Source organism: Tatumella ptyseos ATCC 33301, from assembly GCF_000735525.1.
Taxonomy (GTDB): domain Bacteria; phylum Pseudomonadota; class Gammaproteobacteria; order Enterobacterales; family Enterobacteriaceae; genus Tatumella; species Tatumella ptyseos.
Genome location: NZ_JMPR01000018.1, coordinates 59,180 through 83,965, shown reverse-complemented (window position 1 = coordinate 83,965; position 24,786 = coordinate 59,180). Strand labels below are relative to the sequence as shown.

The window sequence follows — 24,786 nt, the reverse complement described above, 5'->3', positions numbered from 1 at the left end:
CTGAACAATTTCCTGAAAAAAAACTAAACGTTAGCTGCAAAATTAGGAATTTTACCCATTGGCCATATATAGCAAAAAGTTAAATAAAACAAAGCTTAGATGAAAAATAGGAATAAAAAAAACACCCGAAACTGTTTAAAAAACAGACTCAAATAAATGGTATCGGTTACATCCTCTTACCCGGTCATTTGTCCGCTGGCATACCGGTGCCGTTACGAGACTGATCCTCGTCACAGCCCGTGGCAGCAATAACTCTGGTATCGGGTTTGCCGGGGAAAATACCCCCTCTTATCCGGAACTATAGAGCCCCCGCACGTATTATTTAACTCTCCGTACACTGCCTCCCCGGGAAACGCCTGTGCCTGTGCCTGTGTGGTGACGTTACCGGGCCGTATAGGCTGCGCAGCAAGCTTACGTCCGTGACCTCTGTACCTTACTGATCAGTGGCGCAGGTTACGCTCTGTAAGCACACGTCGCGCACCGGCATAATGCTGTTGCCAGAAGGGCTGGTCCAGCTGGCTGATACGGATGGACAGTCCTGTGCGGGGAGCTTCGATAAACTGATGATTTCCGAGATAAACACCGACATGGTCGGGCACATCACGCCGGTGAATATAGAAAAAGACGAGGTCACCCCGCCGGAGTTCCGTCGTAAAAACCGCCGCCATACGGGTATCTGCAAACAACGCCCGGGCCGTCCGCGGGATGGGCCAGTTAACGTAGTCACGGAACGCAAACCAGACGAGTCCGCTGCAATCAAACCCCTGCCCCGGCGTCTGCCCTCCCCAGCGATAGGGACGGCCAATCTGAGTGTCCAGCGTATCCAGCACTTTTTCCAGTGCAGAAAGTAATTGCGGAGACCCGGTTTCTCTCAGTAATTCATCGGTGGCTAACGGTGCCCAGCCAAGGCCGGTATCGCCGGGAATAATACCTCGCCGGAGTAATGCCAGCGTGGCTTGCCGCTGTTTTTTCTGACGCAATGCCAGAGAATGGCCGGACGCGGACGTCGCGGCCATGCCTGCCGACATCGCGGCCTGACGCCACAGGCGTTGACGATTACGCTCACGTTCCATTTTCGCGGCTCTGGCTCCGCTATCAGCAGGCTTCGCGGCTTCTCCCTGCGGGGGCAGTAACACGGCGCTGAGCACCACCATCAGCAGCCACGCCCGGGCAGACAGCATTCTCATCAGGGGACATCGGTCATCGAATTATGGTCATGCGGCGACAGCGAACGGGCCTGAGACGAAAACGTTTCTTCCCACTGCGCCAGCCCTTGCTCAGATAAAATAATAAACTCGATACGCCGGTTAATGGGATTCGTCGGCTGACGGTTATCCAGGGGCTTTTGATCCGCCACGCCGGAAAGCTGGACGATTTTATCCCCGGGAAAGCCGGCATGGAGCATCACCTGCCGCGCAGACTGTGCCCGGTCTACCGACAAGCTCCAGTTATCGTAGTAAGGGTTCTGCGGATAGGGGGTCGCATCCGTATGGCCAAGAATGATCATATGATCACGGCTTTTATCCAGTACCGGTACCAGTCCGGTCAGGAGTTGCTGAAAATAAGGCGTGACCCTGGCACTCCCGCGTTCAAACATGGCGCGATGGGGATCATCATTCACCACCACCCGCAGCCCCATCGCCAGTTTTTCAATACGCATATTGTTCTGCGCCTTCTGCCCCGCGACAAAGTCCTGTAAGGCAGTTTGCAGGGGATCCTGCTGCGGGGCTGTTTTATCCTGAGCGGCAACCGGAGCTGTCTCTGCCGTTTGTCCCTCCTGGCTCTGCGGGCTCTGCGAGTGAGCGTCCTGCGACGAGGTATGAGGTGAAATATCAGGTGAAACCGATGCCGCCGGATCCTGCCCTGAAAAGGAGATTGGGCTGAAAGAATGGCTTTCAAAAACCGACTGATTATTTAAGGTATACATGATCGCTTTACGATCTTTTTCAGACACCTGCCCCATGATCCACATCACCATAAACAGTGACATCAGAGCCAGCATAAAATCGGCAAAAGCGACTTTCCATGCACCACCATGCCCGCCGGCATGAGTCCGGCGGATATTCCGTTTAATAATTGTTGTCGAATTCTTCTGACGCCCGCTCATAGCGAATCAGGCTCCTGACGGCTATCTACCCAGGCTTCCAGCTGAGAAAAGGAGGGTTTAATTTCCACGGGTAACATTTTTCTGCCGGCATCCACGGCCAGTAAGGGCGGTTTGCCTGCGACCTGATTGACCATAATGGTCCGCAGACATTCAAAAGCGGTCATTTTTTTCTTAACCAATTGCTCCATCGCATTCGCCAGCGGGTCAATCAGGCAATAACAGATAAAAACCCCCAGAAAGGTACCGATCAGTGCGGCAGCCACTTTGACACCGATCACGGCAATCGAGCCATCGATAGACTGCATGGTGATCACAATACCCAGTACGGCGGCACAAATCCCGAAGCCGGGCATCGCTTCCCCGGTACGCTGTAAAGAACGGGAGGCCTGTAACAGATTTTCTTCAACCGAATGGAGTTCCTGTTCCAGCAACCCTTCCAGTTCATGCTCATTGATTTTACCCATCGCCATCATCCGAAAATTGTCGGCAATAAAGGTACACAGCTCTGAATCGCTGGCGATCAACGGATAACGCTGAAACACCTCACTGTCGGTAGGGTTCTCAATATGATTATCCAGGCTGCGGAGTCCGCCATTCTGTACACTATCCAGCAATTCATACATCAGCAGTAATAGCTGTTGTGAGTAATCAGCCGAGTAACTATTTTTACGCATAACGCCTTTTAACTGGGCAATGATCTGCTTCAGCACCGTGGAGGAGTTGGCCAGAATCAATGTCCCGATGCCGCACCCGAGAATAATAACAATCTCTCCGGGCTGCCAGAAAGCCGCTAAACGTCCGCCTGAATGCATATATCCCCAAATCAGACAGATAAATACAATCAGGATCCCACCAATCTTTAACATACTGACTCACTTTGCTTTAAATGCGCGACTAATTTATCGTTCAACCGTTTGTTCAACTGACAGACCCGGGCTTCACTGATTTCCAGCACCAGCGCTATCTCTTTCAGGTTCATATCGTGCTGATAATAGAGGGTCAGGATCAGCTGTTCCCGCTTATCCAGTACCGCGATGGCCTGTGAAAGCTGCTGCTGACGTGCGTAGTAACGTTCGGGATTGTCCCGTTCGGACCCGAACCGGCCTTCGCCCTCACTTTCCATCACCGCATCCAGACTTTCAATGCTGGCCAGATACTCACTTTGCAGATAATCATGATAGGTCTGAGCATCTATCTGCAGTGCCTGCCGGATCTCCGGCCACTCAGGTTCACGGCCTGTCTGCTTTGCGAGCTGGCGGATTTGTCTGGCAATATCATGGGTCTGTTGTCTGACCGTGCGCGGCCGCCAGTCCGCCTGGCGCAGTTCATCCAGAATGGCCCCACGGATCCGGTATTTTGCATAGCCCGGGAAAGCCTCATCCGGGACCCCGTAGCGTCTCAGTGCGGTCAGCAACCCCATCAGCGCAATTTGTTGTAAATCCTGATAATCCATCACCACACTCGCATGGTGAGCAATTTGCCGCAGGATTTTATGGACCAACGGTAAATACTGGCGAACACAGGCTGCTTCCTGTTCCGCACTGAAGGTCTCGTCGAGAGAATATTCAGTGACTGACATCGCAGCGCTTCACTGGAAAACCATTTTACTGATCATCACATCCTCAAACGGCAGCGGGGTGACACCCAGTCGTGCCGCGTCTTCCCGGTACTTTTTAAGCAGCTGATCATGTAATTCGGGGATCTGACGTGCGCGCAGTGCAGCATACGGCTGGTTATTGAGTAGCCCGACCGTTGCACTCCGGACGGCAGGCTCAAAGGCCATGGCCCGGGCAGCTTGTTCCTCCCCTCTCACCACCAGCACCAGGTCGAGTAACAGATAACGTTCGCGGCCGTTTTCTCCCTGCAGGGTAATGATCAGATCTTTGACATCAATAAAGCTTGCCTGCGGCGGGGCACTTTCAAACAACTTACTCAACCCGCCTGCTGCCTCCGGACTCTGCCTGGCAGCGAAAAACCACCAGCCACCCAGTCCTGTCAGCACCAGTAGCAAAATAAGGGATACAATAACCACGGACTTTTTCATTAAGGTGCTCTTATAACGTCATTAAAATAGACTGATCGGTCGATGTTACCGCCGCAGAAGAAAACTGATACTTTCTCGCCATACTGACTTCCCGCTTTTCCTGCTGCTCCCGTTGTGCCTGACGACGTTGTTGATCTCCCTGCGCGGAGACATCAACCTGTACCTGCCCGCCCTGTGTGACGACCAGTTTTTCTTTCAGATCACTGGCGGTTTGCTGCAGAAGTTGCAGGGTGTCCGGCATGTCAGCACTGAGATGAACGACGGTTTTTCCTGACTCCAGATGTAAAGTGATCGCAATGGATCCCAGCTCCGCCGGGTGCAGACGCACTTCTGCGCTCTGTATCTGCTGAGTTGCCTGCCACTGTAAATGCTCACCTAATGCGCTGGTGAGTCGCTGCTGCTGGCTTTCGTGACCGACCGTTAAACTGAACAACTGAGTGACCGGCGATGCCGTCGCCTGAGCCTGTACTTCCGCCGTTACCGTGGATGACGACCCGGGCCGGGTGACATTTTCATGGCCTTCGCTATACACCGGTAGCAGACTGCTATCCGTCGCCGGGGTGATAGCCTCTTCACCGCCTTTTACCGGGGCAGGCTTTGTGGTATCGGAAACGGTGGAGGGCATTAGCGCCGCTAAGGGGTTGCCATCAGAGGCCGTGAGCGCCGGATCATTGTGATACGGCAGATCCGTTGTTGCGCCTGAAGCAGGAAACGGGACTGCGCCACCGGTTGATAACGGCGAAGATGCTGCCGGTGAGTGCTCGCGGGGGCGCTGAATACCGGAGGGCAGGACAGGTGACAGGAAGATCGGCACAACACCGGAAGGATCCTGTGGCTTGTCCTGCGGTTGTTCTTCTGCCGGGGGAACCTTTCCGGTTTTCTCCCCGCGGCTATCGCCATTGACCGGCAGCCACACCGGCAGAGCGGTAGCCGACGGTATATTCTGCGCTTGCCCTTCTTCAGCCGCTGTTTCCACAGCCTTTCCGCAGGCCGCGGTTGTCACCGACTGCCCGCGTGCCGGATAGTCAGCCTGCGCCTGTAAACTGTTAAATAAGGACTGCTGATCGGACGGCGTTACCGGTACCGGTCCGGCCGGGGTATCACTGGCTGCGGCAACCTTCTCCCCGCTCTTTATCCCCCCGGACGACGGTATCATCACCGCCGAAAATGTCGTATTTCCGGGACGGGGATCGGCAGGAGCGGAAATATCCGACCCTGTACCCGGTGTTGCAGTAACATTCTGACGGCTGACAGGAAATGGCATCATGGATTCATCCTGCAAAACTGTCCTGATCCGCAAAGCAGGCATAGGCCGCCATCGCTTCACGCTCTGCCAGCGTTTGCTGTATTTTGTGCCACAGGTCGTCGGCATCACGCTGACATTGGGCCAGCCCGGCCTGATAAACTGTCCGCAACTGCTGCTGCTGAGTGGCAGAAAGACTCCCCCGCGGGAAGCTGACCGTAATCTGACGATTAATACGCGATAACGCCTGCCAGTCCTGCAGGCGGATAGCCCCGGACAATGCCTCTAACAGTGTGTCCAGCGATGCGTCTGGCAAGTGCTGATTATCCATATTACTGCGCCATTTCCCGCCATCCGGCTTCAATTTCGCCTAATAAGCGTTCCACTTCACTGACCTTATCCACGGATAACTGGTGGCTGGCTTCGTATAAACAGCGCACGCAGTAGTCATATAAACTGGCGAGCGTTTTTGCTAACTCTCCGCCCTGTTCGTAATTTAACGCGCTGCTTAACGCATTAAGAATATCGATGCAACGATTGATACTCTGCGCCTTTTGCGCATAGCGTTTTGCCTGGATATGGCTTTTAGCCCTGATTAACTCATCCATCAGCCCGTTAAACATAATGAGTACCAGTTGATGGGGCGTCGCGGTGGCGACCTGCCTTTCTAAATCCGCAGACTGATAATCGTAACTGCCGTGGGTGTCGTTATCGTACATAATGAATTCTCATCAGCTTAAAAGACTACTTAACGTACTGTTCATCTCCTGCATCGAACTTTTCAGCCGGGTGAACTGTGATAAATAGCGGTTGTAAGCATCGTTATAGCGTGTCGTAATTTTGTCCTGCCGATCGGTTAAATCCGATTGCTGACGATCCAGTACCGCCTGCCGGCTCTGTAATACGCCCTGGCTGGTGCTCAGGTAGCTGTTCATCGTTTTATCAAGGGTGTTCAGTAACCCCTGACTATTAAAAAAGGTATTGATCGATTGCGGGTTCTTCGCCAGTTGCGTTTTCAGGGTGTCACTGTTTAATGTCAGCTTGCCGTCTTTATCCGATGTGATCCCGAAGCTGGTCATATCGAGTCCGTTGACCTGAGTACGGATCTGGCTATTCAGGGTGGTTGTCAGTGACGACACTAAGCCGTCATTACCGCCACTGGCGGATCCCTGAGTATCTAAGACGCTGCGCAGAGTGTTATAGGCATCCACAAAACTCTGCAAATTGCTCTGAGTGCCGCTGGTATCTGTGCCTACAGTAAGCGTCAGCGGGGTATCTGCCGCGGTGACCGACTGCAGATTAATCGTGACCCCCTGAATAAGGGAGTCCAGTTTATTCGAGCTGCTGGTCAGCGCCAGCGATCCGATACTCACTTTGGCGTCCTGTGCCGCCGAGATCTGCGTCCCCTGAGCGAATGCCCCGGCGCTCTGGCTATCCAGTTGCTGAGTATCCAGCAGGATCTCGTTGGCAGTACCGCTTTCGTCACTGCTTAACATCAACTGTACTTTGCCGTCAGTTTTTATCAGCGATGCCGTCACGCCGGGATTATCGGAAGACTGATTCACCGCATCGGCAAAGTCGGCCAGCGATGAGACACTGCTCATATCGACTGACATACTTTTTCCCTGTACCGACAGCGACAGTGTTCCGGTGGCCTGCTTCATCATGTCATCGGTAAGCCCGGTATAAGCCGTTTGCTGGGCCGAGGCCAGCTGACTCACGGTCAGGTTATAGGTGCCCCGGTTTGCCTGTGAGGTGGTGGTCACGGTGGCTACTGACGACTGACTGAGTGTCGCGCTATTGTTCAGCATCCCCTGCGTTGACGTGTTCAGACTGGCAAGGCTGCTGCGAAACGTGGTTAACGCTGTCTTTAATTTACTCAGGTTCGTGGTCTGCGTCGTCAGCGTCGTCTGTTGAGCCGTCGCCGCATTCTTCGCCGCCTGGATATCATAACCAGCCATCTGAGTGGCCAGTGTTGTCGGGTCAAGTGAACTGATATCGGTCATTATGGCTACATCCGCAAAGAGACTCATCAACGCAAGGCAACTGTTTAAGCAAAAATCATGCCAATAATTAAAGTCGCGGTACCGGTCGATGAGAGAAGAACAAAGCGGAAAGAGACTTTCCGCTTTAACAATCAGGAGGAAGGATCCCGGTCAATACCCGGGGGATTCACCGGAGATCACTTAGCCTAAGATACTCATCACCAGGCTGGACATGCTGTTAGATTGTTTCAGCATGGAAGTACTGGTCTGTGCCAGCATCTGGCTGCGGGTCATGGTTGAGGCTTCAGAAGCAAAGTCCGCATCCTGGATGTTACCCAACGCCTGGTCGGTATTATCTTTCATATTGGTCAGGTTCGCAGAAGCGTGGCTTAACCCGTTAATAGAGGCACCGAATGCAGAGCGTAAGCTGGAAACGTTATCCAGCGCGGTGTTCAGGGTATCGATCAGGGCGTTCGCATTTTTAGTACCATCGTCGCCGGAAACCGATGCTGACGCTAAGCCGGTGATGCTGGTCTGGACCGCGCTCAGCTGGCTGCTGACATCGACACTGGTGGTTTCCCCTTGCTCAGAACCGGTCTGGAAGGTCATCGCCTGAGTCATTTTCGCCTTGGTACCATCGGCTTTAGCAGTGAACAGATTGTCACCCGCGTATGAGGTGTTGCTCATAATGCTGCCCAGTTCGGTATTCAGGCTGGTCATCTCGGCATCGATCGCTTTACGGCTTTCTGCGGTGTTGGTATCACTCGCGCCCTGAGTCGCCAGGTCTTTCATGCGATACATGATGTTGCTGACTTCATCCATTGAACCTTCGCCGGTTTGCAGCATGGTGGAAGCATCAGAGATATTACGCTGAGCGACCGCCATCCCGTTGGTCTGGCCCTGTAAACGGGTCGCGACCTGCAGGCCTGCCGCATCATCAGACGCAGAGTTGATACGCTTACCGGTGCCTAAACGCTCCATAGCACTGGACAGCGTGGTGTTGGCTTTTTGCAATGCATTACTGGCTGACATCGCGGATGAGTTTGTAAACAGTGTAATGGCCATCTGAAGGCTCCTTTAAAAGTGGTATTAACCTGATAACACTGAGTAAAAACGACCCGCCGATCCATAAAATAAAGGGCCGGGTAAAAAAATATTTTACCGGCTATCCACCAGCTGACAGACCAGCGCCAGCGGCAGGTTTGCCTGACAGGCCAGTGCCTGATTTAAACCGCGATAGTCTCCGCGATAGCCTGCAAGCTGCACACGTAAATGTTCAGCCAGTGATTGTGCTTTTAAGGCATCCAGTAGCGCCGGTCGCTGTGCCAGCTGACTGTCTACCTGCTGCCGCGAAACATGCAGTTTCTGTCGTTCACTCTGCAGGTGGCGTACTGCCTGCTCTGCCGTCAGAGGGAGTGACCCGGGGTTGCCGGTCAGTAAGTCCTGTAACTGCTGTTCAAAACTGAGCAGGGGCTGCGGTTGCAGTAAGGTTAAGCTGTCCGCCGGAAAACAGACGCCGCCTCCCCTGACGGCCCAATGGCTTAACGACGCCCAGCGATCCTCCGGTACCGTAAATAGCAGACGCTGTTCAGCCAGTTCATAGTGGCACCAGATGTGTGATTGCCCCAGCGCTCTGTTGAGTGTGAAAATACGCTGTGTCAGCGGCATCTCCGGCTCAATCACCAGCGAAGACCAATGCCGGAAGGTGCCTTCCCCCAGCGCAAAAGTGATGACCTCTCGCTGCTCCGTAAACAGTAACGCCTGCAATGGCGGGCACTGGAAAATCACCCGAGCGGGTCTGTCGAGGCAGGGCTGAAAATTCCGGTCAATCGTGCCACCCGACAGCAGAGCGCGACGGGCCACCCACTGCCTGGCACGCTGTAATTGCCGGTACCGTTTTTCACTTTCCAGCGGCCTGGCCAGCTGACGCAGAGCCAGTTCCGTTTCTCCGAGATAATCACTGGCGCGCTGTACTGCCGTAATTTGCTGGTTCAGAAAGGTATTAAAACGTTGCGGGTCACGACTGATCAACAGTTCGTCCGGGAAACGAAGTCCCCGGTGCGACGGTGACAGTCGTTCAATCACTTCTGCTGTCGGTGTGGCCGGGATACCCCCCGGACGGGCACCGATATCACCGGTACGAAGACGCCCCGGGGCGCCGGAGATAATGGGGGATAACATGATTACATTTCGTCAAATAAGGAGAACTGATTCATCAGACTGTACGCTTTACTGCTGTATTCCACGGTCTGTAACCAGGATTGCAGTTGTAAGGTCGTCTGCGCAGTATCGGTACTCTGTAAGCTACTCAATACTCCACTATTGGCGGTGGTAAGATCGGTATAGACATTTGTCAGCCGGGTGAGCTGATTTTGCCGTGAACCAATGGAGGACACCGCACTACTGACTCTGTCCGAGATATCACTGCTTTGCCGGATAAGTTCGCCGAGTGTCCCGCTATCCGGGGTGGCGTTACTGCCGGTCTGCGTCAGCGATGTCTGTAAGGTCGTGAGCTGATTAAGAAAGCCCATCGCATCCTCCCCGGAAGAAAACAGTGTGCCGGCATCCGTGTTACCGGCTATCCATTGTTGCTGACCCACCTGCACAGACTGTGTCTGATTATTGCCCTGCCACTGATACTGGCCATCCACCTTCACCACCGGTGGCTGCGTATTATTGGTCCCTGCGAACAGATAATGTCCGTTGGCATCCTGACTGTTTAACAGACTGACAATCCCGTCCGTCAGACTGCCAATCTGCGCCGCATACCCCGGGTTTTCAGCACCTGTATGAGAGGCATTGTTCATGCTGCGGAACTGATCCTGCAGTGCCAGTACCTGGTTATTGATGCTGGTCAGCAGTGTTTCCTGGCTGGTGAGTGAGCCCGTGACGGCGGTGATATTCTGCTGATACTGGGCAGTCACTGCTTGTTGCTGTTGCAGGGCCGCGGTGCGTGATGCATTCAGCGGATCCTCTGAAGGCAATGACTGCTTCTGCTGGGTCGATAACTGATCTGACAGCTTCTGGATCTGGCTGTTGCCGTTTTCCAGGGCAGATAACATCCACTGTGGCTGACTGAGACTACTGATCCTCATGCGATATCTCTCCGTTAACTGAATGCGTTCAGTAAATCAGCGAACAATTGATTACCCACCGTCATCACTTTCATATTGGCCTGGTAAGATTGTAAGTACGTTTGCAGGTTCACTGCCTCTTCGTCCTTATTCACCCCGCTCAGATTGTCCCGTTGCTGCTGCCACTGGTCGTTCACGGCGGTGGCGGCGGTCAGCTGACTGCTGCTCTGGCTGTTGGCCAGCGCCAGAGTACTGGTGATCCCGCTGGCCTGATCCGCTAAGCTGCTGTTCTGTGTCTGTCCGCTCGCGGTCTGCAGAGCCAGTAATGCCTGCAGATTATCGCCGTTGGCCGGGCTGTCTTTACTTGCCGACAGCCCGAGTTCACTGGCCTGTAACGCCGTCGTTTTTAAACTCATCACCCCGCTGCTACTGGTGTCCACCGAGAACAGAGCGCCCCCGGACTGCCCGTTCAGGTCATAGCCTTTTGCCAGGGTACTGTTCACCTGGTCGCTGACTGACTGCATTAATCCCGACACCCGGGTTTGCAACGGAGACAGTACCTGTTGCTGGTAGTCATAGAGTGCGCCCAGTTGTCCACCGACATTCTCCGTCACGGTGGAGGTCTGCTGGTTGAGGCTGAGCCGGAGTTCCCGGACGCCCTGTTCATTCTGAACTGAAGTCGCGGTAGCCGCCTGATCCCCGTCCACCAGCGTGGCTCCGTTGGCCGCCGTCAGGTGATAACTTCCTTCTGATGTTTTCTCAACGGAAACTGACATCAGGCTACTGAGTGATTTGACTTGCTGATCCCGCTGGTCCTGCAGAGTATTACTCTCTGCACCGGGGCCAATCCGCTGAATTTGCTTATTAAGCGCGGCTATCCCGGCAGAAATCTGTGTAATTTGCTGCGTTGCCGCACTCTGCTGGTCAGTGATGCTGGTTTGCTGCCCGGCCAGGGTTTCTGCCGTCTGTGACAACCCGGAGGCCACACCGGAGGCACTGCTCAATAGCTGCTGGCGATACGCCGTGGAATCGGGCTGACTGGTCAGGGCACTCAATGAGTTAAAAAAGGTCGTCAGCAGCGTGCCGGGTTGTGTACTGTCCGTCGAGATCACCTGCTCCAGGGATGTCCCCCAGCTATTCATCGACTGATAATATCCTGCCGCCGTCTGGCTCTGCCACAGTGCCTGATTAATGTGCTGGTCCGTGACCCTCGCGGCATCACTGGTTTTCACCCCGCTGCCGGTCTGAGAAACCACCGTCGCGCTCTGGCTTACCTGCTGACGTGAATACCCTGCCGTTTGCTGGTTGGCAATATTCCCTGCCGCAACCGACAGTTGATTCTGTGCTGCCTGTGCTCCCTGAGAAGCAATAGTGAATAAGTTCATCACGCGCCTTTATCCGCCGTAGTAGTCCCTGTAATAACAGAACGACCCGGCGATGCCTTATCTGAAGGGGCGACGGCAGGTGATAGCTGTTTTACGATCATTTCGGCAAGTCCGGTCGAATGCGTTGCCGCTAACTGTGCACTGAGCTGATCATCATAAAAATCCCGCCACATTCCCTGCTGCTTACTGTCCAGCGGGGAGTCCGGGACCAGCGCCTGCGTCGCCTGCCGCATCTCTTTAATCATCTGCCGCAGAAACTGATCCTCAAATTGTTCTGCGGCCTGAGACAGATTCTGAGGCTTACGCTGTGTCCCGATATCGCCGGGTAACAGCGCCTCAGCCAGCCCGGGGCCGGAGGTCGGCATTAACTTCATATCACCACCAGTTCGGCATCGAGTGCACCCGCTTCGTGAAGCGCCTGTAAAATTGACATAATGTCGTCCGGGGAGGCACCTAACCCGTTTAAGGCATTCACAATACTTCTCAGTGTGGTCGCGGTCGGGATCACCACACTGTGACCACTGCCCTGGCTGACCCGTAATTCGCTTTGCGGGGTCACGGCAGTTCGTCCGCCACTGAGGGCCGATGGCTGGCTGACATTCGCCGACTCACGGATAGTCACCGTCAGGTTTCCGTGGGAAACCGCAGCGGCATGTACCACCACATTTTCGCCGATAACCACCGTTCCGGTACGTGAATTAAAGACCACCCGGGGTGACATCCGGCCTGGCGTGACCGAAACATCCTCCAGCGCAGACATAAATGCCACGCGCGCGCCGGGGCTGCGGGGCGCATTGACAGCAATACGGGTCGCACTTTCCGCCGTGGCCGTCCCCTCACCAAAGGTTCCGTTCAGCGCATTCACAATATTATTGGCCGTCTTAAATTCCGGAAGATGAAGGCTCAGATAGACCTTGTCATTACTTTGAAAGTCAGTCGGTATCTCTCGTTCGACCGTGGCTCCGTTAGGGATCAGGCCCGCCGTCGGGGTATTCACCGTAATACTTGAACCGCTATTCCCCTGTGCCTGGGTTCCGCCAACAACGACATTTCCCTGAGCCAGCGCATAAATTTCGCCATCAGCGCCCCGTAGCTGCGCCAGAAGCAATGTGCCGCCTCGCAGGCTTTTAGCATCCCCGATGGAAGAGACCGTGACATCAATCGACTGCCCCCGGCTATATCCTGGAGGCAGTACAGCACTGACAGCAACAGCAGCCACATTTTTAACTTTAGGGTCGACCTTCGCCGGGAGCTGAACCCCGAACTGACGTAACATATTCGTCACTGACTGGCTGGTGAACCGCACCTGATTTTTATCGCCGGTACCGTCCAGTCCCACGACTAAGCTATAACCAATCAGCTGATTACCGCGGATACCTTCCACATCCACTAAATCACCTAACCGTGCCGCGCTGGCCACATTCACCCCGGCAAAAAAAAACATAATACTCAGAAAGATACGCACCCTGACTCCTTACATCGGGAAGAGCGGATGGTTAAAGAAACGCGTTAACCAGCCGGCGCTGTTAGCATCACTCAGCGCACCTCGTCCCGCATAGGAAATACGGGCGTTGGCAATGCGTTGTGAATTTACCGAATTATCGCGGTCAATATCATCCGCCCGAACCAGGCCGGTGACACGAATATATTCATCGCCCTGATTCAGGGTCAGCCATTTCTCACCGCGGATCACTAATACGCCATTCGGCAGCACACGATAAACCGCGACCGTAATATAGCCTTTCAGGCTGTTCTGCTGTTGTGAACTACCGTTACCGTTAAACGTCCGGTCTCCGTCGACGGAGGCTGACAGGCTGTTCACCGAATGTCCGAAGATATTCGGGATCCCGAAAGTGGTATCATTCTTCTTATCAAACCCGGTTTTCGCCTGCTTACTCGCCTGTGTCGCTTCATCCAGTTTGACCGTCAGGATATCCCCGACACGATAGGCGCGGCGATCCTGGGTCAGCGACCAGTTAAATCCGGTACTGTATAAACCGCCTCCGTGAACTGCCGGCTCCGGAGCCATAATTTCATCCGGCGGAGCATAGGCCGCGTCATCTTTTCTCACTAAATAAGGTGAGCTTTCACAGCCCGTCAGTAAGCAACACAGTCCCCAGAAAATCAGTAATGAATAGCGCATCCGTCGTCCCTATAGCGTCTGGGTCACAAATTTCAGCATGTCATCTGCCGCAGAGACCATTTTGGCATTCATCTCATATGCTCGTTGCACCGTGATCATATCCACCATTTCTTCAACGACCTGCACGTTCGAGCCTTCCAGCGCGCCCTGTTCAAGCTGACCGAGACCATCTTCACCGGGGGTTCCTTCCGTCGCATCTCCACTGGCTGCCGTTGCCTGATAAAGGTTATCCCCCTGGGCTGAAAGCCCGGCCGGGTTCATAAAATTCACCAGTGTCAGTTGCCCCAGCTCCTGCGGATCGGTCTCACCGGCAACCGTGGCTCTGACGGTGCCGTCTTTGCCTATCTGGATATCTGTCGTATTAGCGGGGATAGTAATTTCCGGCTGTAACGGTAAGCCTTCCGCCGTGGTCAGGACGCCGTCCTGATTACGCTGGAAATTCCCCGCCCGGGTATACCCGGTATCCCCGTTGGCGAGCTGCACCTGGAAGAACCCGTCCCCGGTGATCGCCACATCTAATTTCTGCCCGGTGTTCTGGATATTGCCCACACTGAACTCTTTCTGCGTGCCGACAATTTTAACCCCGGTCCCGTATTGTGTGCCGGTGGGCGTCGTGTTCTGCTGATCCAGCGGACTGCCGGCAGATCGCTGATTCTGATAGAAAAGATCGGCAAACAGCGTGCGATCCTTTTTAAACGCCGTGGTATTAACGTTTGCCAGGTTATTGGAAATGGTTGTCAGACGTGCATCCTGTGCACTTAATCCGGTTTTACTGATCCACAATGCAGGATTCATTATCGCTTCTCATGTTAACGCTGCAGATTAGCTGTTTCTCAGCAGCTGATTACCCGCTGAGGCTAAATCATCGGCGGTTTTCATCATTTTAATTTGCGCTTCAAACTGCCGGTTAACCGACATACTGGCGAGCATTTCCCCGACGGCAGACACGTTCGAGCTCTCAAGATGCCCGGAGACGACCCGGACACCTTCATCGGCGGGATTATTACGCTGAGAGCTGACCAGCAGCCCTTGCTCATTTTTAGATAACGACGAAGCCGGGGGGTTAACCAGCCTGAGGCGATCGACGTCGACGGGCGTCGTGTTACCGCTTTCCTGCGGAACAATAGAAATAATGCCGTCCTGACCGATACTGACCGACGAAAACGGTGGCAGGATCACCGGCCCGTTATCCCCGGCGACCGGATACCCGTGAGCATACATTTGCCCCTGAGAATCAATGGTCAGCTGGCCGTCACGGGTAAAAGCTTCGCCTTTTCCCGTCACTACGGTCAGATACCCCTGCCCCTGGATCGCCACATCCAGGTTCCGGCCGGTGGCCTGAATGGCACCGGCAGACAGATCGACCCCGGAAGGGCTTTCGCTGTTCATCACCCGTGTTTCTCCGGGATTAGCCGATAAAGCCTGCTGCTGCGCTAATGCCAGGTCAGCACGAAAGCCTTCTGTATTGACATTTGCCAGGTTGTTCGCATGGATCTGCTGCTCCTGCTGAGCCACACTGGCCCCGCTGAGCGCGGTGTACAATAAGCGATCCATCAGATGGCCTGGAATAAGGCGGTGAACATGCTGCTATCGGTACTGATCACTTTGGTATTCGCCTGATAGTTGCGCTGGGCACTCATCAGGTTGACCAGTTCGCCGGTCAGATCAACGTTGGAGGACTCTAACGAACCGTTATGCAGGCTGCCCAGCACACCGCTTTGTGCAACACCGAACTGTGCTGCGCCGGACTCCCCGGTCGCGCTCCAGGTGGTGCCGTCTTCCGCCTGTAGTTGGTCTTCATTCGGAAAACTGGCCAGTGCCACCTGACCTGCGGTGAGTTTTGAACCATCCGTATAAGTCGCCTGAACATTTCCCTGCTCATCCAGACTGACGCCGCTCAGATCATATTCACCATTTGTCTGTGGCACCTTAATCGGCGATACGGCGCCCGTTGTCGCTCCGTTTTGGTACCCCTCGTACTGTAAGCCGGTGTTATTGACCAGCTTCCCGTCTTTATCGACCTGTACGTAACCTGCGCGGCTGAATTTCTGGCTGCCATTGGAATCATGTAATACAAAGAAACCCTTACCGCTGATGGCCATATCCAGGCTGCTGGAGCTGCTCACTAATGACCCGTTCGCATCGATACTTTGCTGAGCGCCCTGGTCCAGCACACCGTTACCGGTGCCATTCACATACAGAGCGGAAAAGTTCTCCCGTCCTGATTTGAAGCCGACAGTATCGGCATTGGCAATATTGTTGGAAATCGTGTTTAGCTGGGCGCTGACCGCATTTAATCCACGAATAGCGATATTAAAACTCATGATCTGTTTTCCTCTGGTCGTCGATAAACCGCGTTAAGCCATGCTGAATTGTGTAATTGCGCTGTAGCTGACATCTCCCAGCCCCTGAATATTCAGGATGGGATCGCTGCCGGATAACGGGAAACGGACGGATTTGACCGTTCCTGCCAGTTCAGCGGTTAATCCGCTCTGGTCGTTATCCGTAGTGACACTCAGGCTATAGGTGCCTGCAGGTAAGCCCGCGGCCGCAGGATCCAGAGTAAAGCTGACATCACCGGCCGCCGCAGATCCCAGAGACACCGGATACGCGTGACCGCTGCTGTCTGTCAGGGTCAGCGTCACCTGCGAAGCGGCATGGCTGAGGGTGGTCCGTCCGCTGATGGCGGTGGTTCCGTCCGTTGTCAGCGAGTCGGCCTGCACCATGACAGACTGCCCGGTCAGCGCACCAATGCTTTGTTTTTGCAGAGAACTGACCTGCCGCGACGTACCGGTCATCAGGCTGGTCATACTGTCCATCGATTGCACCTGGCTCAGTTGTGCCAGCTGACTGACATATTCTTTACCATCCGTAGGATTGGTCGGATCCTGGTTCTGAATCTGAGCCACCAGCAGTTGCAAAAACATATCGCTGATCTGACTCCCGGCCCCGGACGCTGAGGCCGTGGTGCTGCCGGTCGTGCCGGTCGCCGTTGTACTGGTACTGATATTCATGAGTTACCTTCCCCCAGTCTGAGCAGGCTTTGCTGCATACTTTTAATATTACTCAGCACATCCACATTGGTTTCAAAGCTCCGGCTCGCCGACATCATATCGGCCATTTCATCCACCGTATTGACCTCGGGGTAATAGACATATCCCTTCGCATCGGCCAGCGGATGATGAGGTTCATAGCGGGCGATGGCCCCCGGTTGTTCGGTAATGGCCGTCACGGCAACACTGGCAGAGGCTCCGTCTGACCCCATGGACTGGTCAAGTACCGCACTGAAGACCGGCTGCCGTGCCTTATAAACACTCTCTGCGGAACCCGCGGCGGTATCGGCGTTGGCCAGATTACTGGCGACCGTGTTAAGGCGGATCATCTGCGCATTCATGGCAGAGCCCGCAATCTGATAGATGGCATTAAATCCCATGATTAGGTCTCCTGGCCGTTACTTGCCTTCAATTGCGCTCCGCAGGTTGCCGAATTGCATATTTAAAAAGGTGAGGCTCATCTGAAAGCTTTGACTGTTGCTGGCAAAAGCCGTTTGCTCGTTATGTAATTCGACGGTGTTCCCGTCGGCGCTCGCCTGCTGCGGTATCCGGTACAGCGTTTCTGCCACCTGCGGCAGGGTACTGCCTTGCTGCCGTTGCATCTCAGCGGCAAAATCAATATCTTTAGCCTGGAAACCGGGCGTATCCGCATTCGCTAAGTTTGCACTGAGGATTTCGGCACGTTGTAGCCGTAGATCGATAGCCTGAGGGCTATTACCCAACGCCCGATCGAAAGAGATACTCATCAGAATCTTGCCTGTGTTATTCAGAAACTTTCGCAGTCTGAATGCAATTTACATGCCAGAAATAAAATAATATTTTAAATAATAAATTCATAAGGTTAAAATAATGCCGCGGCCAATGAGGAAAAGAAACTTCCGCCCGGACGTCCGGGGAATTTCCTGCCGGTTGATGACGATACTGCTGATGTTTTCCCCGCTGGCTGCCCGTAGCGAGACGTCTGTCGAAACGCAGGCGGAGCAGTGGGTCGGACAGCAGGTACGGGCTTATGCCCTGCAACAAGGCTGGCAGCAGGTCACCGTCCGGCCGAAGGTCTCTTTTTTTACCGGGGAGAACCGGCTGCAACCCTGCCCTTCCGGACTTACCTTCAGTGCGCCGGCACGAAATGCACCGGTGACACGTTTCCCGTTGTTGATCAGCTGTGCCGACCCCGCGGGAAGCTGGAAGACCCGGGCCGAAGCCATAAGCAGTATTACGCTGCAGGCGATTGTCACCGCAGACGACCTGCCTGCCGGCACCGTGCTTAGCCCTGATAATACAAAAATGACGAAGGTACAGATCCTGCCGGGACAACGGCCCGAGATCCTGACACGCGCAGAAGATATTATGCAGATGGCGCTGAAGCGTTCACTGCCCGCCGGGCAACCGTTGACGCTCAGTGTGTTAAAAGCGCCTTTACTGATCCGTCGTGAGCAGCCGGTCACCTTACTGATCCGGCAGCCGGGCCTGGAGCTTTCCGCGCCGGGGGTTGCTTTGCAAAATGGTGTCAGAGGGGCGATCATTAAGGTAAAAAACAGCAGCAGCGGCCGGGTGCTTATCGGCAAGGTCATCAATGAACAACAGGTCAGCGTCAGAGCCATTGAATAAATCAGGGGCTGCCACTTAATTTATAGCCAGACAGCGTCGTTATAAGCAGGAAACGGAGATTATTTATGATAAAGCTGACATCTGTGACGCATAACGACAGGGTAAATACCCCCGTTATTTCTTCGCAAAATAATGAAACGGCGATTAAAACGTCTGCCCCGAAAGTCTTGTCTGCCTCCACAGAGCAGACCATGATGGACGCCCGGCAAACATTAGCCGCCATGCCGGAGGTGGATAGCGCGAAGGTCGCCGAAATGAAAGCCGCCTTAAGCCTTGGTGAACTCACTGCGGACAGCGACGGACTGGCCCGGTCTATGCTCGGTTTTTACCAGAGGTCTGAATGAGTAAGGCTGACCTGGTTCGCACGCTATGCACGGAACTGCTGGCAGACAGGCAACATCTGCACGCGATCAACGCGATATTATCGGCCCAGCGTCAGGCCATCCTGACGTATGCACAGTCTGAACTCGACGAACTGAATCAGCAATTGATGCAACACTACCGGCAGTTACATCAGCATGCCCGACAGCGCATAGCGGGTTTACAGCTACTGGGATTACCCGCAGCCCCGCAGGGCATGACGCAATTGCTGGCAGAACTACCGGAAGGCGCCCGGCAGCCGTTGCAATCCGCATGGCAGGAAATGACAGAGCGACTGCAGCATTGCCAGCAGGCCAATAGCCATAACCAGCAACTCATTGAAATGCAATACGATATATTACAGAACAGCCTGCCTGCGACGGGTGAGGGACTGTCCTGGCTTTATCAGCCAGGCCCGCACGCTTAGGATTTTCGGGCAAAACGGAGGGCAGCTAAGGCATCCGTACTCTTTTGCTCCTGCCGGTGTTGCTGCTGCAATCCGGTCCGCGCCACTTCATGACCATAACTTTCCAGCCGCTTATACTGTAAATGACTTTCCAGTAACGCCGATTGACGCCGGACTAACTCCTGCTCAGCGGTAAGCTGCTGCTGCTGCTGCCAGCGGAGCAATTGACGCAGTTCCCGGGCATAATTCTCCTGGTTATGCAGGGCTAAGCCATGGGTCAGCGGACTGACGGGCGCATGCAAAAATTCCTGCAAGGTATGGATTCGGGACTGCATACCGCGAATGACCTTCTGCTGTTCATTGACCCGCTGCTGACACTGTTGTAACTGCTGACGGCGAAGGCGTTCAAGCGTCTTCAGCGGATCTGTCTGGCTCATTCACCCGCCGTCCCGTGTGCCAGCGCCAGTAATTGCTGCCGGCTGTCCGCAAATGAACTCAGTTGCTGATCTTCCTGTTGTAAAAAACGATGGAGAGACGGGGATTGCTCCACCGCCAGATCCACCTCAGGATCGGCCCCTGCCACATAGCCTCCCAGGGCCATCATCGGCTTAATTTCCCTGAAACGGGCATATTGCTGCCTGAGCTGTCTGGCCGCACGACGGTGATCATCAGACGCGACCAGACTCATACAGCGACTGACGGATTGACTGATATCAATGGCGGGGAAATGACCGGCTTCTGCCAGCGTACGTGATAACACAATATGTCCGTCGAGTACGGCGCGTGCCGCATCGACTATCGGATCCTGCTGATCATCCCCTTCGGCGAGGACGGTATAAATCGCCGTCAGGCTCCCTGTGCCTTCGCCATTACCTGCGGCTTCCACCAGTCGCGGGATCAACGAAAATACCGATGCCGGATACCCTTTGGTCGCTGGCGCTTCCCCCAGCGATAAGGCGATTTCACGCTGTGCCATGGCGTAACGGGTTAAAGAGTCGATCATCAGCAGCACATGAAAGCCCTGGTCACGGAAAAAAGCCGCCACGGTATGGCAAAGTTCGGTCGCTTTTAAACGCATTAGCGGGCTTTCATCCGCGGGCGCAACAATCACAATCGCCTTCTTCCGCCCCTGCTCCCCCAGGCTATGATTCAGGAATTCATTCACTTCACGGCCACGCTCACCGATCAGACCGACCACCACGATTTGTGCTTCTGTCGCCCGTGCCATCATGCCCAGTAAAACACTTTTCCCGACGCCACTGCCTGCCATCAGGCCGACGCGCTGACCACGTCCCAGGGTCAGGAAACCATTGATCGCACGGATCCCGACATCCAGCGGGTCACTGACCGGTCTGCGTTTCAGTGCAGGGACGGCGGGAAGCTGATCCGGGACAACAAATGCGCCACCGACAGGGCCAGCCTCATCGACCGGCTCACCCAGTCCATTGAAAATACGGCCTAACCACTCTTCACCGATGGCCAGACCGGCTGAATTGCCGGCAGGGAAGACGCGGGCACCACTGTGTAAACCCGAAGGATTCTGCAAAGGCATCAGATACGTCAGTTCACGATTGAAACCCACCACTTCCGCAACAATTCTCTGCCGGTGAGCGGTTTCGATTTCACAGCGCTGACCAATGGCTAACGGACAGCCACTGACTTCCATCAGCGGCCCGGTGACCCGGCAAAGTTTCCCGGCATCCAGGCTCAGAGGCACCGTCGCCAGTGAGGCCAGTGCGTGATCCAGGCCCTTCACGTATTTGGCTCTTGCAGACTTTTTTCCAGCGTCGCCAGGCAGGTGTTCAGACGTTGCTGACAACCGAGGTCAATTTCCTGTTCCGCCGTATCGATAATACATTCCCCCCGGGCCAGATCCGGAACTGACTGTAAATTCCATGCCGCTTGTTTTTCAGGGGCAAGCTTAACAATGGCGTCAAAATCGGCTTCAGCCACCCGAACCGCAAAGGAGTGTTCACTGAGTTGCTCGGAGGCCAGCTTGTCTTCAATCAGCGAAAGTAACAGTTCGGGACGACTGGTAATTTCATGGCGGATCACCAGACCGGCAATACGGGTGACCAGCGCGAGTGTGGCTTCATTCTGTTGTTTTTCGGCTTGTGCATACCAGGCAGTAAGCTGTTCTGCGGCGGCATCCAGAGGGGCACAGGCTTGCTGAAAAAGGGACTGACTTTCTGCCAGTCCCTGTGCCCTGCCTTCCGCAAGGCCCTGTGCTTTCCCTTCGCTCAGGCCGAGAGAGAATCCCTCAGTCTTGCCTTCTGCCAGCCCCTGGCGGTAGCCGTCGGCTTTCGCTTGTTCGAAAGCCGTTTCCCGGGCGGCCAGAGATACCGTTTCAGGCGCAGGTGATACGGCAGTGCTCTTGCTCTCTTCAGAGCGCAGGGCCGGAAAACGATAACGGCTGAAAGAGTGATCCATCAGGTTCTCCTGTTATTCGACAGTACGTTCAGCGTACATCTGGATCCTGATTTCACCCTCTTCGGCCAGCTGACGAAGGGTGCCCATGATGTCACGGCGGACCTGCTCAATACGGCTTACCGGCACCGGTCCCAGGCGCGCAGAGGTCTGCTCCAGCTGACCGATTTGCCGTTTCGGCATAATGCTGAAGACGGCATTACGTAATACCGGTTCGGCACCTTTAAGCGCGATGGCCCACTCTTCCAGCGGAATTTCATCAAACAGACGCTGTAATGTTTCTTCACTCTGACGACTCAGAATAAAGAACTCATACATCTGATCTTCCAGGGCTTTCACCAGCGAAGCATCCTGCTGTTTCAGTTGCTCCAGCAACTGATTTTGCTGCTCAGGAAGGCGATTGATAATATTGGCAGCATGTTTTGCGCCGGTAATACGGGAGCCATGTTCCGAAATAATGGCAATGCCCCGCTCAATGAGCTTATCCAGTTCATCAATCACATCGCGGTTAATGTCATCCAGACGGGCGATCCTTAACAGGATTTCATCCTGGCGGGACGCGGGTTGCATCGCCAGCACACCGGCCGCCACATCGGGCGGCAGAAAGGCCAGGAAGATAGCCTGAAGCTGTACATGTTCCTGACAGATCAGCGCAGATAACTGCGATGTATCCACCCATTGCAGACGCGCCATCCGGTAACGGATAGCATCGCCATAAATGTGGTTCATCACGCTCATCGCAATTTCCGGCCCCAGTGACTTCTGCAAAATGTTTTGCAGGTAAATCCGGGAACCGCCATGGATCCCGCTTTGCTGGCGATAATCATCAAAGAAGTGATTAAAGGCCTGGTGTGCTTGCGAAACTTTAACACCCTGTAAGCGTGCCATGGTTTCACTCAGAATAATCACCTCTTCGCGGGAGAGCTTCTGCATCACTTTTGACGCGGCATTTTCACCAATGCTCAGCAAAAGGATCGCCGCCTGCTCGAGACTGTTTCGTTGCCGTGTCAGCAAAGAGACGTTAGACGTTGTCGCGGGATCGGTCATTACTATTTATCCATTGTTTAATCACTTCAGCGATCCGGTCGGTCTCATTCTCAGCAAGTTGCTGTAAATAAGCCACTTTATCTTCTATACCTGAGGCGCGTGGCGGCAGCTCAGCTTCATTATCAAACTGATGTCCGCTGGCCGACGCATTGCCATCGCCCTCGCCCATCGCAGGCCCGGTTCTGTCAGCATTTGTCTGTAATTGCTGCTTCCGTGCCATCATCCGCGGACGGATCACCAGCACGATCATCAGCAAGGCTAACAGGCCTATGCCTCCCCGGGTGACCCAGAACTGAATATCCGGTTGCTGCCACCAGGCAATCACAGGGACGGAAACCGCTGGCGGAGCCACAAAACTCAGCTTATCCAGCGATAACGTATCACCGCGTGAACTATCAATACCCGCGGCATTTTCTAACAGGCTTTTTAACTGACCAAGCTGCTCCTCAGACATCTTCGCGATGTTTCCGGCGGAGGAATTCAGTGCAACGGCTACCTGTAAACGAGCCAGTTGCTGGTCAGGGTATTTAATGTGTCTGATTTGCCGGTCATACGCATATTTACGTTGCGTCTGGCTGTGATTTTGGGCCGTTTTAGCATTACTTTCAGGCTTACTTTCGGCTGGCGGACGGTTACTTAACGTCCCGGGGACCCCGGAGGCCGGGGCCAGGACTGTATCATCACTGTTGATCTGTTCTTCCAGAACCCTGGGATCCCCTTGTAATACCTCATCCGTCTCTTCCGATTTACGTAAATCCAGAGCCGGCATCACGGTCACACGATAATTGTTATGGCCCACCGCAGAGTCGAGCAGTTGCGTCAGGTTTCTGGTCACCGGCCGGGCGACCGCCTGCAGCAAGTCATCCGACACTGACTGATCATCAACGGTCCCATCCAGCAACGCCCCGGTTTGATCGACCACGTGGACATTCGTGGCCAGTAAACCGGGCACACTGCCCGCCACAAGCTGGGTGATCGCACGTACCTGAGCCGGTGTTAAGCGGACACCGGCGGAAAGCGTCAGTACCACCGAGGCACTGCTCGGGGGTTGATTGGATAATACAAAGCCGCTTTCAGCCTGAATGCCCAGATGCACCCTGGCGTCTTCAACGCCCTGAATCGACATAATACTGCGAGCCAGCTCTCCTTCCAGCCCCCGCTGATAACGGATATTCTGGATATACTGGCTTGCGCCAAGGATTTCATCCTTATCCATCAGTTCGAAACCCGGGGCGACCATGGGCTGAATATTTTTACCGGCCAGTACCATCCGGGCACGGGGCAGCACATCATCGGCCACCAGAATCTGGCCGTTATCCGGGTTAACACGGAAATCAATATGTTCAGTGGCTAACGCGTTCGCCACCGCATCCGCAGAGACTTTCTGATGAGTGCCATATAAAGGGACATAGTGAGACTGACCACGCCAGAGAATAGCAACAATCAGCAGACTGAATACTGCACCCAGGGTCGCAAGCACCCAGGGCTTTTTGACGGTATCGATGGGAAACTGCTGCCGGGCGAACCAGCTTTGTAGCGAATTAAGCACGATGGCTCCGAATTAAAGAGGGGTATTAAGGAGGTCATCCAGGGCACTGGTCAGCTTATTCCGTACCTGCAGGAGTGCGGAAAAACTGATATTCGCTTTCTGGCTGGCCACCATCGCACCGGCCAGGTCATCGCTTTGCCCGGCATTTAAGGCCTGCTGTCTGGAGGCGGCATCCAGTTGCAGCTGATTCACCTGAGAAACAGATTGCGACAATACCGACTGAAAACTGCTTTCCTGAGAGAGTGCAGGAAGAAAAGCGCCTTCATCTGCCGAAATTACCGGCGAAACATCACTAAGGCTTGATGCGGGTACCGCTGTCGATAACGATACTAAAGGATCTAAAACCATGATCTTG

At 54.3% G+C, this 24,786-nt stretch carries 31 protein-coding genes; 3 read left to right on the top strand and 28 right to left on the bottom strand.

What is annotated here, in order from left to right:
* Positions 1-440: 440 nt before the first annotated feature.
* The 22 genes from GTPT_RS04655 to flgB all read right to left on the bottom strand — a co-directional run bounded on the left by GTPT_RS04655 (position 441) and on the right by flgB (position 17,780).
* Positions 441-1,187, bottom strand: coding sequence for a C40 family peptidase (locus GTPT_RS04655; RefSeq protein WP_029990536.1), 747 nt, complete (start codon positions 1,185-1,187; stop codon positions 441-443).
* Entirely contained in the window at positions 1,187-2,107 is a 921-nt protein-coding gene (locus GTPT_RS04650) for a flagellar motor protein MotB (RefSeq protein ID WP_051170776.1), read from the bottom strand. Before GTPT_RS04650 ends, GTPT_RS04655 begins: the two co-directional genes overlap by 1 nt.
* Complete coding sequence (motA, locus tag GTPT_RS04645; protein WP_025901019.1) at positions 2,104-2,973, bottom strand: flagellar motor stator protein MotA; 870 nt, start codon at positions 2,971-2,973, stop codon at positions 2,104-2,106. Before motA ends, GTPT_RS04650 begins: the two co-directional genes overlap by 4 nt.
* Complete coding sequence (locus tag GTPT_RS04640) at positions 2,967-3,686, bottom strand: FliA/WhiG family RNA polymerase sigma factor (protein WP_025901018.1); 720 nt, start codon at positions 3,684-3,686, stop codon at positions 2,967-2,969. Before GTPT_RS04640 ends, motA begins: the two co-directional genes overlap by 7 nt.
* Before the next feature lie 9 nt (positions 3,687-3,695).
* Positions 3,696-4,139, bottom strand: a complete 444-nt coding sequence (locus tag GTPT_RS04635) for a flagellar basal body-associated FliL family protein (protein ID WP_160318950.1) — start codon at positions 4,137-4,139, stop codon at positions 3,696-3,698.
* Between the two features lie 22 nt (positions 4,140-4,161).
* Positions 4,162-5,418, bottom strand: coding sequence for a flagellar hook-length control protein FliK (locus GTPT_RS04630; RefSeq protein ID WP_029990532.1), 1,257 nt, complete (start codon positions 5,416-5,418; stop codon positions 4,162-4,164).
* Positions 5,419-5,422: 4 nt separating this feature from the next.
* A complete protein-coding gene (locus tag GTPT_RS04625; RefSeq protein WP_029990531.1) occupies positions 5,423-5,725 on the bottom strand; it encodes a hypothetical protein in 303 nt (100 codons plus the stop codon).
* 1 nt (position 5,726) lies between these two features.
* Entirely contained in the window at positions 5,727-6,113 is a 387-nt protein-coding gene (gene fliS, locus GTPT_RS04620) for a flagellar export chaperone FliS (protein ID WP_025901014.1), read from the bottom strand.
* 12 nt (positions 6,114-6,125) lie between these two features.
* Entirely contained in the window at positions 6,126-7,400 is a 1,275-nt protein-coding gene (gene fliD / locus GTPT_RS04615; protein ID WP_029990530.1) for a flagellar filament capping protein FliD, read from the bottom strand.
* A 180-nt stretch (positions 7,401-7,580) separates the two neighbouring features.
* Positions 7,581-8,444 carry a flagellin N-terminal helical domain-containing protein gene (locus tag GTPT_RS04610; RefSeq protein WP_025901012.1) on the bottom strand — a complete coding sequence of 288 codons (864 nt, stop codon included), beginning with the start codon at positions 8,442-8,444 and terminating at the stop codon, positions 7,581-7,583.
* Between the two features lie 93 nt (positions 8,445-8,537).
* Positions 8,538-9,560: a hypothetical protein gene (locus tag GTPT_RS04605; protein WP_025901011.1), complete on the bottom strand. Its 1,023-nt coding sequence runs from the start codon at positions 9,558-9,560 to the stop codon at positions 8,538-8,540.
* Positions 9,561-9,562: 2 nt separating this feature from the next.
* Complete coding sequence (locus GTPT_RS04600; protein ID WP_029990529.1) at positions 9,563-10,474, bottom strand: flagellin N-terminal helical domain-containing protein; 912 nt, start codon at positions 10,472-10,474, stop codon at positions 9,563-9,565.
* Between the two features lie 14 nt (positions 10,475-10,488).
* A complete protein-coding gene (flgK, locus tag GTPT_RS04595) occupies positions 10,489-11,838 on the bottom strand; it encodes a flagellar hook-associated protein FlgK (RefSeq protein ID WP_029990528.1) in 1,350 nt (449 codons plus the stop codon).
* A complete protein-coding gene (locus GTPT_RS04590; protein ID WP_071780116.1) occupies positions 11,838-12,212 on the bottom strand; it encodes a rod-binding protein in 375 nt (124 codons plus the stop codon). The genes flgK and GTPT_RS04590 overlap by 1 nt, the downstream gene beginning before the upstream one ends.
* Positions 12,209-13,282 (bottom strand): flagellar basal body P-ring protein FlgI, encoded by a 1,074-nt coding sequence (locus tag GTPT_RS04585; protein WP_029990526.1) that lies wholly within the window; start codon positions 13,280-13,282, stop codon positions 12,209-12,211. Before GTPT_RS04585 ends, GTPT_RS04590 begins: the two co-directional genes overlap by 4 nt.
* A 30-nt stretch (positions 13,283-13,312) precedes the next feature.
* Positions 13,313-13,981, bottom strand: coding sequence for a flagellar basal body L-ring protein FlgH (gene flgH, locus GTPT_RS04580; protein ID WP_025901006.1), 669 nt, complete (start codon positions 13,979-13,981; stop codon positions 13,313-13,315).
* A gap of 9 nt (positions 13,982-13,990) precedes the next feature.
* The gene (gene flgG, locus GTPT_RS04575) at positions 13,991-14,776 is read right to left on the bottom strand and encodes a flagellar basal-body rod protein FlgG (RefSeq protein ID WP_025901005.1); all 786 of its coding nucleotides are present in this window, start codon (positions 14,774-14,776) and stop codon (positions 13,991-13,993) included.
* Positions 14,777-14,803: 27 nt separating this feature from the next.
* Positions 14,804-15,535 (bottom strand): flagellar basal-body rod protein FlgF, encoded by a 732-nt coding sequence (flgF, locus tag GTPT_RS04570; RefSeq protein ID WP_025901004.1) that lies wholly within the window; start codon positions 15,533-15,535, stop codon positions 14,804-14,806.
* A complete protein-coding gene (locus GTPT_RS04565) occupies positions 15,535-16,305 on the bottom strand; it encodes a flagellar hook basal-body protein (RefSeq protein ID WP_029990524.1) in 771 nt (256 codons plus the stop codon). The genes flgF and GTPT_RS04565 overlap by 1 nt, the downstream gene beginning before the upstream one ends.
* Before the next feature lie 33 nt (positions 16,306-16,338).
* On the bottom strand, positions 16,339-16,995 hold the full coding sequence (locus tag GTPT_RS04560) for a flagellar hook capping FlgD N-terminal domain-containing protein (RefSeq protein WP_025901002.1): 657 nt from the start codon (positions 16,993-16,995) through the stop codon (positions 16,339-16,341).
* Entirely contained in the window at positions 16,992-17,414 is a 423-nt protein-coding gene (gene flgC / locus GTPT_RS04555; RefSeq protein WP_025901001.1) for a flagellar basal body rod protein FlgC, read from the bottom strand. The genes GTPT_RS04560 and flgC overlap by 4 nt, the downstream gene beginning before the upstream one ends.
* Positions 17,415-17,432: 18 nt before the next feature.
* Positions 17,433-17,780: a flagellar basal body rod protein FlgB gene (gene flgB, locus GTPT_RS04550; protein WP_025901000.1), complete on the bottom strand. Its 348-nt coding sequence runs from the start codon at positions 17,778-17,780 to the stop codon at positions 17,433-17,435.
* Between the two features lie 166 nt (positions 17,781-17,946).
* Here flgB and flgA point away from each other — a divergent pair, with 166 nt between their 5' ends.
* The 3 genes from flgA (at position 17,947) to GTPT_RS04535 (ending at position 19,429) form a co-directional block, all read left to right on the top strand.
* The gene (gene flgA / locus GTPT_RS04545; protein ID WP_029990523.1) at positions 17,947-18,642 is read left to right on the top strand and encodes a flagellar basal body P-ring formation chaperone FlgA; all 696 of its coding nucleotides are present in this window, start codon (positions 17,947-17,949) and stop codon (positions 18,640-18,642) included.
* A gap of 65 nt (positions 18,643-18,707) precedes the next feature.
* The gene (gene flgM, locus GTPT_RS04540) at positions 18,708-18,986 is read left to right on the top strand and encodes a flagellar biosynthesis anti-sigma factor FlgM (RefSeq protein ID WP_025900998.1); all 279 of its coding nucleotides are present in this window, start codon (positions 18,708-18,710) and stop codon (positions 18,984-18,986) included.
* Positions 18,983-19,429, top strand: a complete 447-nt coding sequence (locus GTPT_RS04535) for a flagellar protein FlgN (protein ID WP_029990522.1) — start codon at positions 18,983-18,985, stop codon at positions 19,427-19,429. The genes flgM and GTPT_RS04535 overlap by 4 nt, the downstream gene beginning before the upstream one ends.
* Here GTPT_RS04535 and GTPT_RS04530 read toward each other — a convergent pair.
* From GTPT_RS04530 to fliE, 6 genes are read right to left on the bottom strand one after another with little or no spacing between them, the layout of a single operon-like run.
* A complete protein-coding gene (locus GTPT_RS04530) occupies positions 19,426-19,845 on the bottom strand; it encodes a flagellar FliJ family protein (protein WP_025900996.1) in 420 nt (139 codons plus the stop codon). The two genes, GTPT_RS04535 and GTPT_RS04530, sit on opposite strands and share 4 nt — an antisense overlap.
* On the bottom strand, positions 19,842-21,164 hold the full coding sequence (locus GTPT_RS04525; protein ID WP_029990521.1) for a FliI/YscN family ATPase: 1,323 nt from the start codon (positions 21,162-21,164) through the stop codon (positions 19,842-19,844). The genes GTPT_RS04530 and GTPT_RS04525 overlap by 4 nt, the downstream gene beginning before the upstream one ends.
* Entirely contained in the window at positions 21,161-21,838 is a 678-nt protein-coding gene (locus tag GTPT_RS04520) for a FliH/SctL family protein (RefSeq protein WP_051170774.1), read from the bottom strand. The genes GTPT_RS04525 and GTPT_RS04520 overlap by 4 nt, the downstream gene beginning before the upstream one ends.
* 12 nt (positions 21,839-21,850) lie before the next feature.
* The gene (locus GTPT_RS04515) at positions 21,851-22,882 is read right to left on the bottom strand and encodes a FliG C-terminal domain-containing protein (RefSeq protein ID WP_025900993.1); all 1,032 of its coding nucleotides are present in this window, start codon (positions 22,880-22,882) and stop codon (positions 21,851-21,853) included.
* Positions 22,857-24,431, bottom strand: coding sequence for a flagellar basal-body MS-ring/collar protein FliF (fliF, locus tag GTPT_RS04510; RefSeq protein WP_029990519.1), 1,575 nt, complete (start codon positions 24,429-24,431; stop codon positions 22,857-22,859). The genes GTPT_RS04515 and fliF overlap by 26 nt, the downstream gene beginning before the upstream one ends.
* Positions 24,432-24,443: 12 nt before the next feature.
* On the bottom strand, positions 24,444-24,779 hold the full coding sequence (fliE, locus tag GTPT_RS04505) for a flagellar hook-basal body complex protein FliE (RefSeq protein ID WP_025900991.1): 336 nt from the start codon (positions 24,777-24,779) through the stop codon (positions 24,444-24,446).
* Between the last annotated feature and the right edge of the window lie 7 nt (positions 24,780-24,786).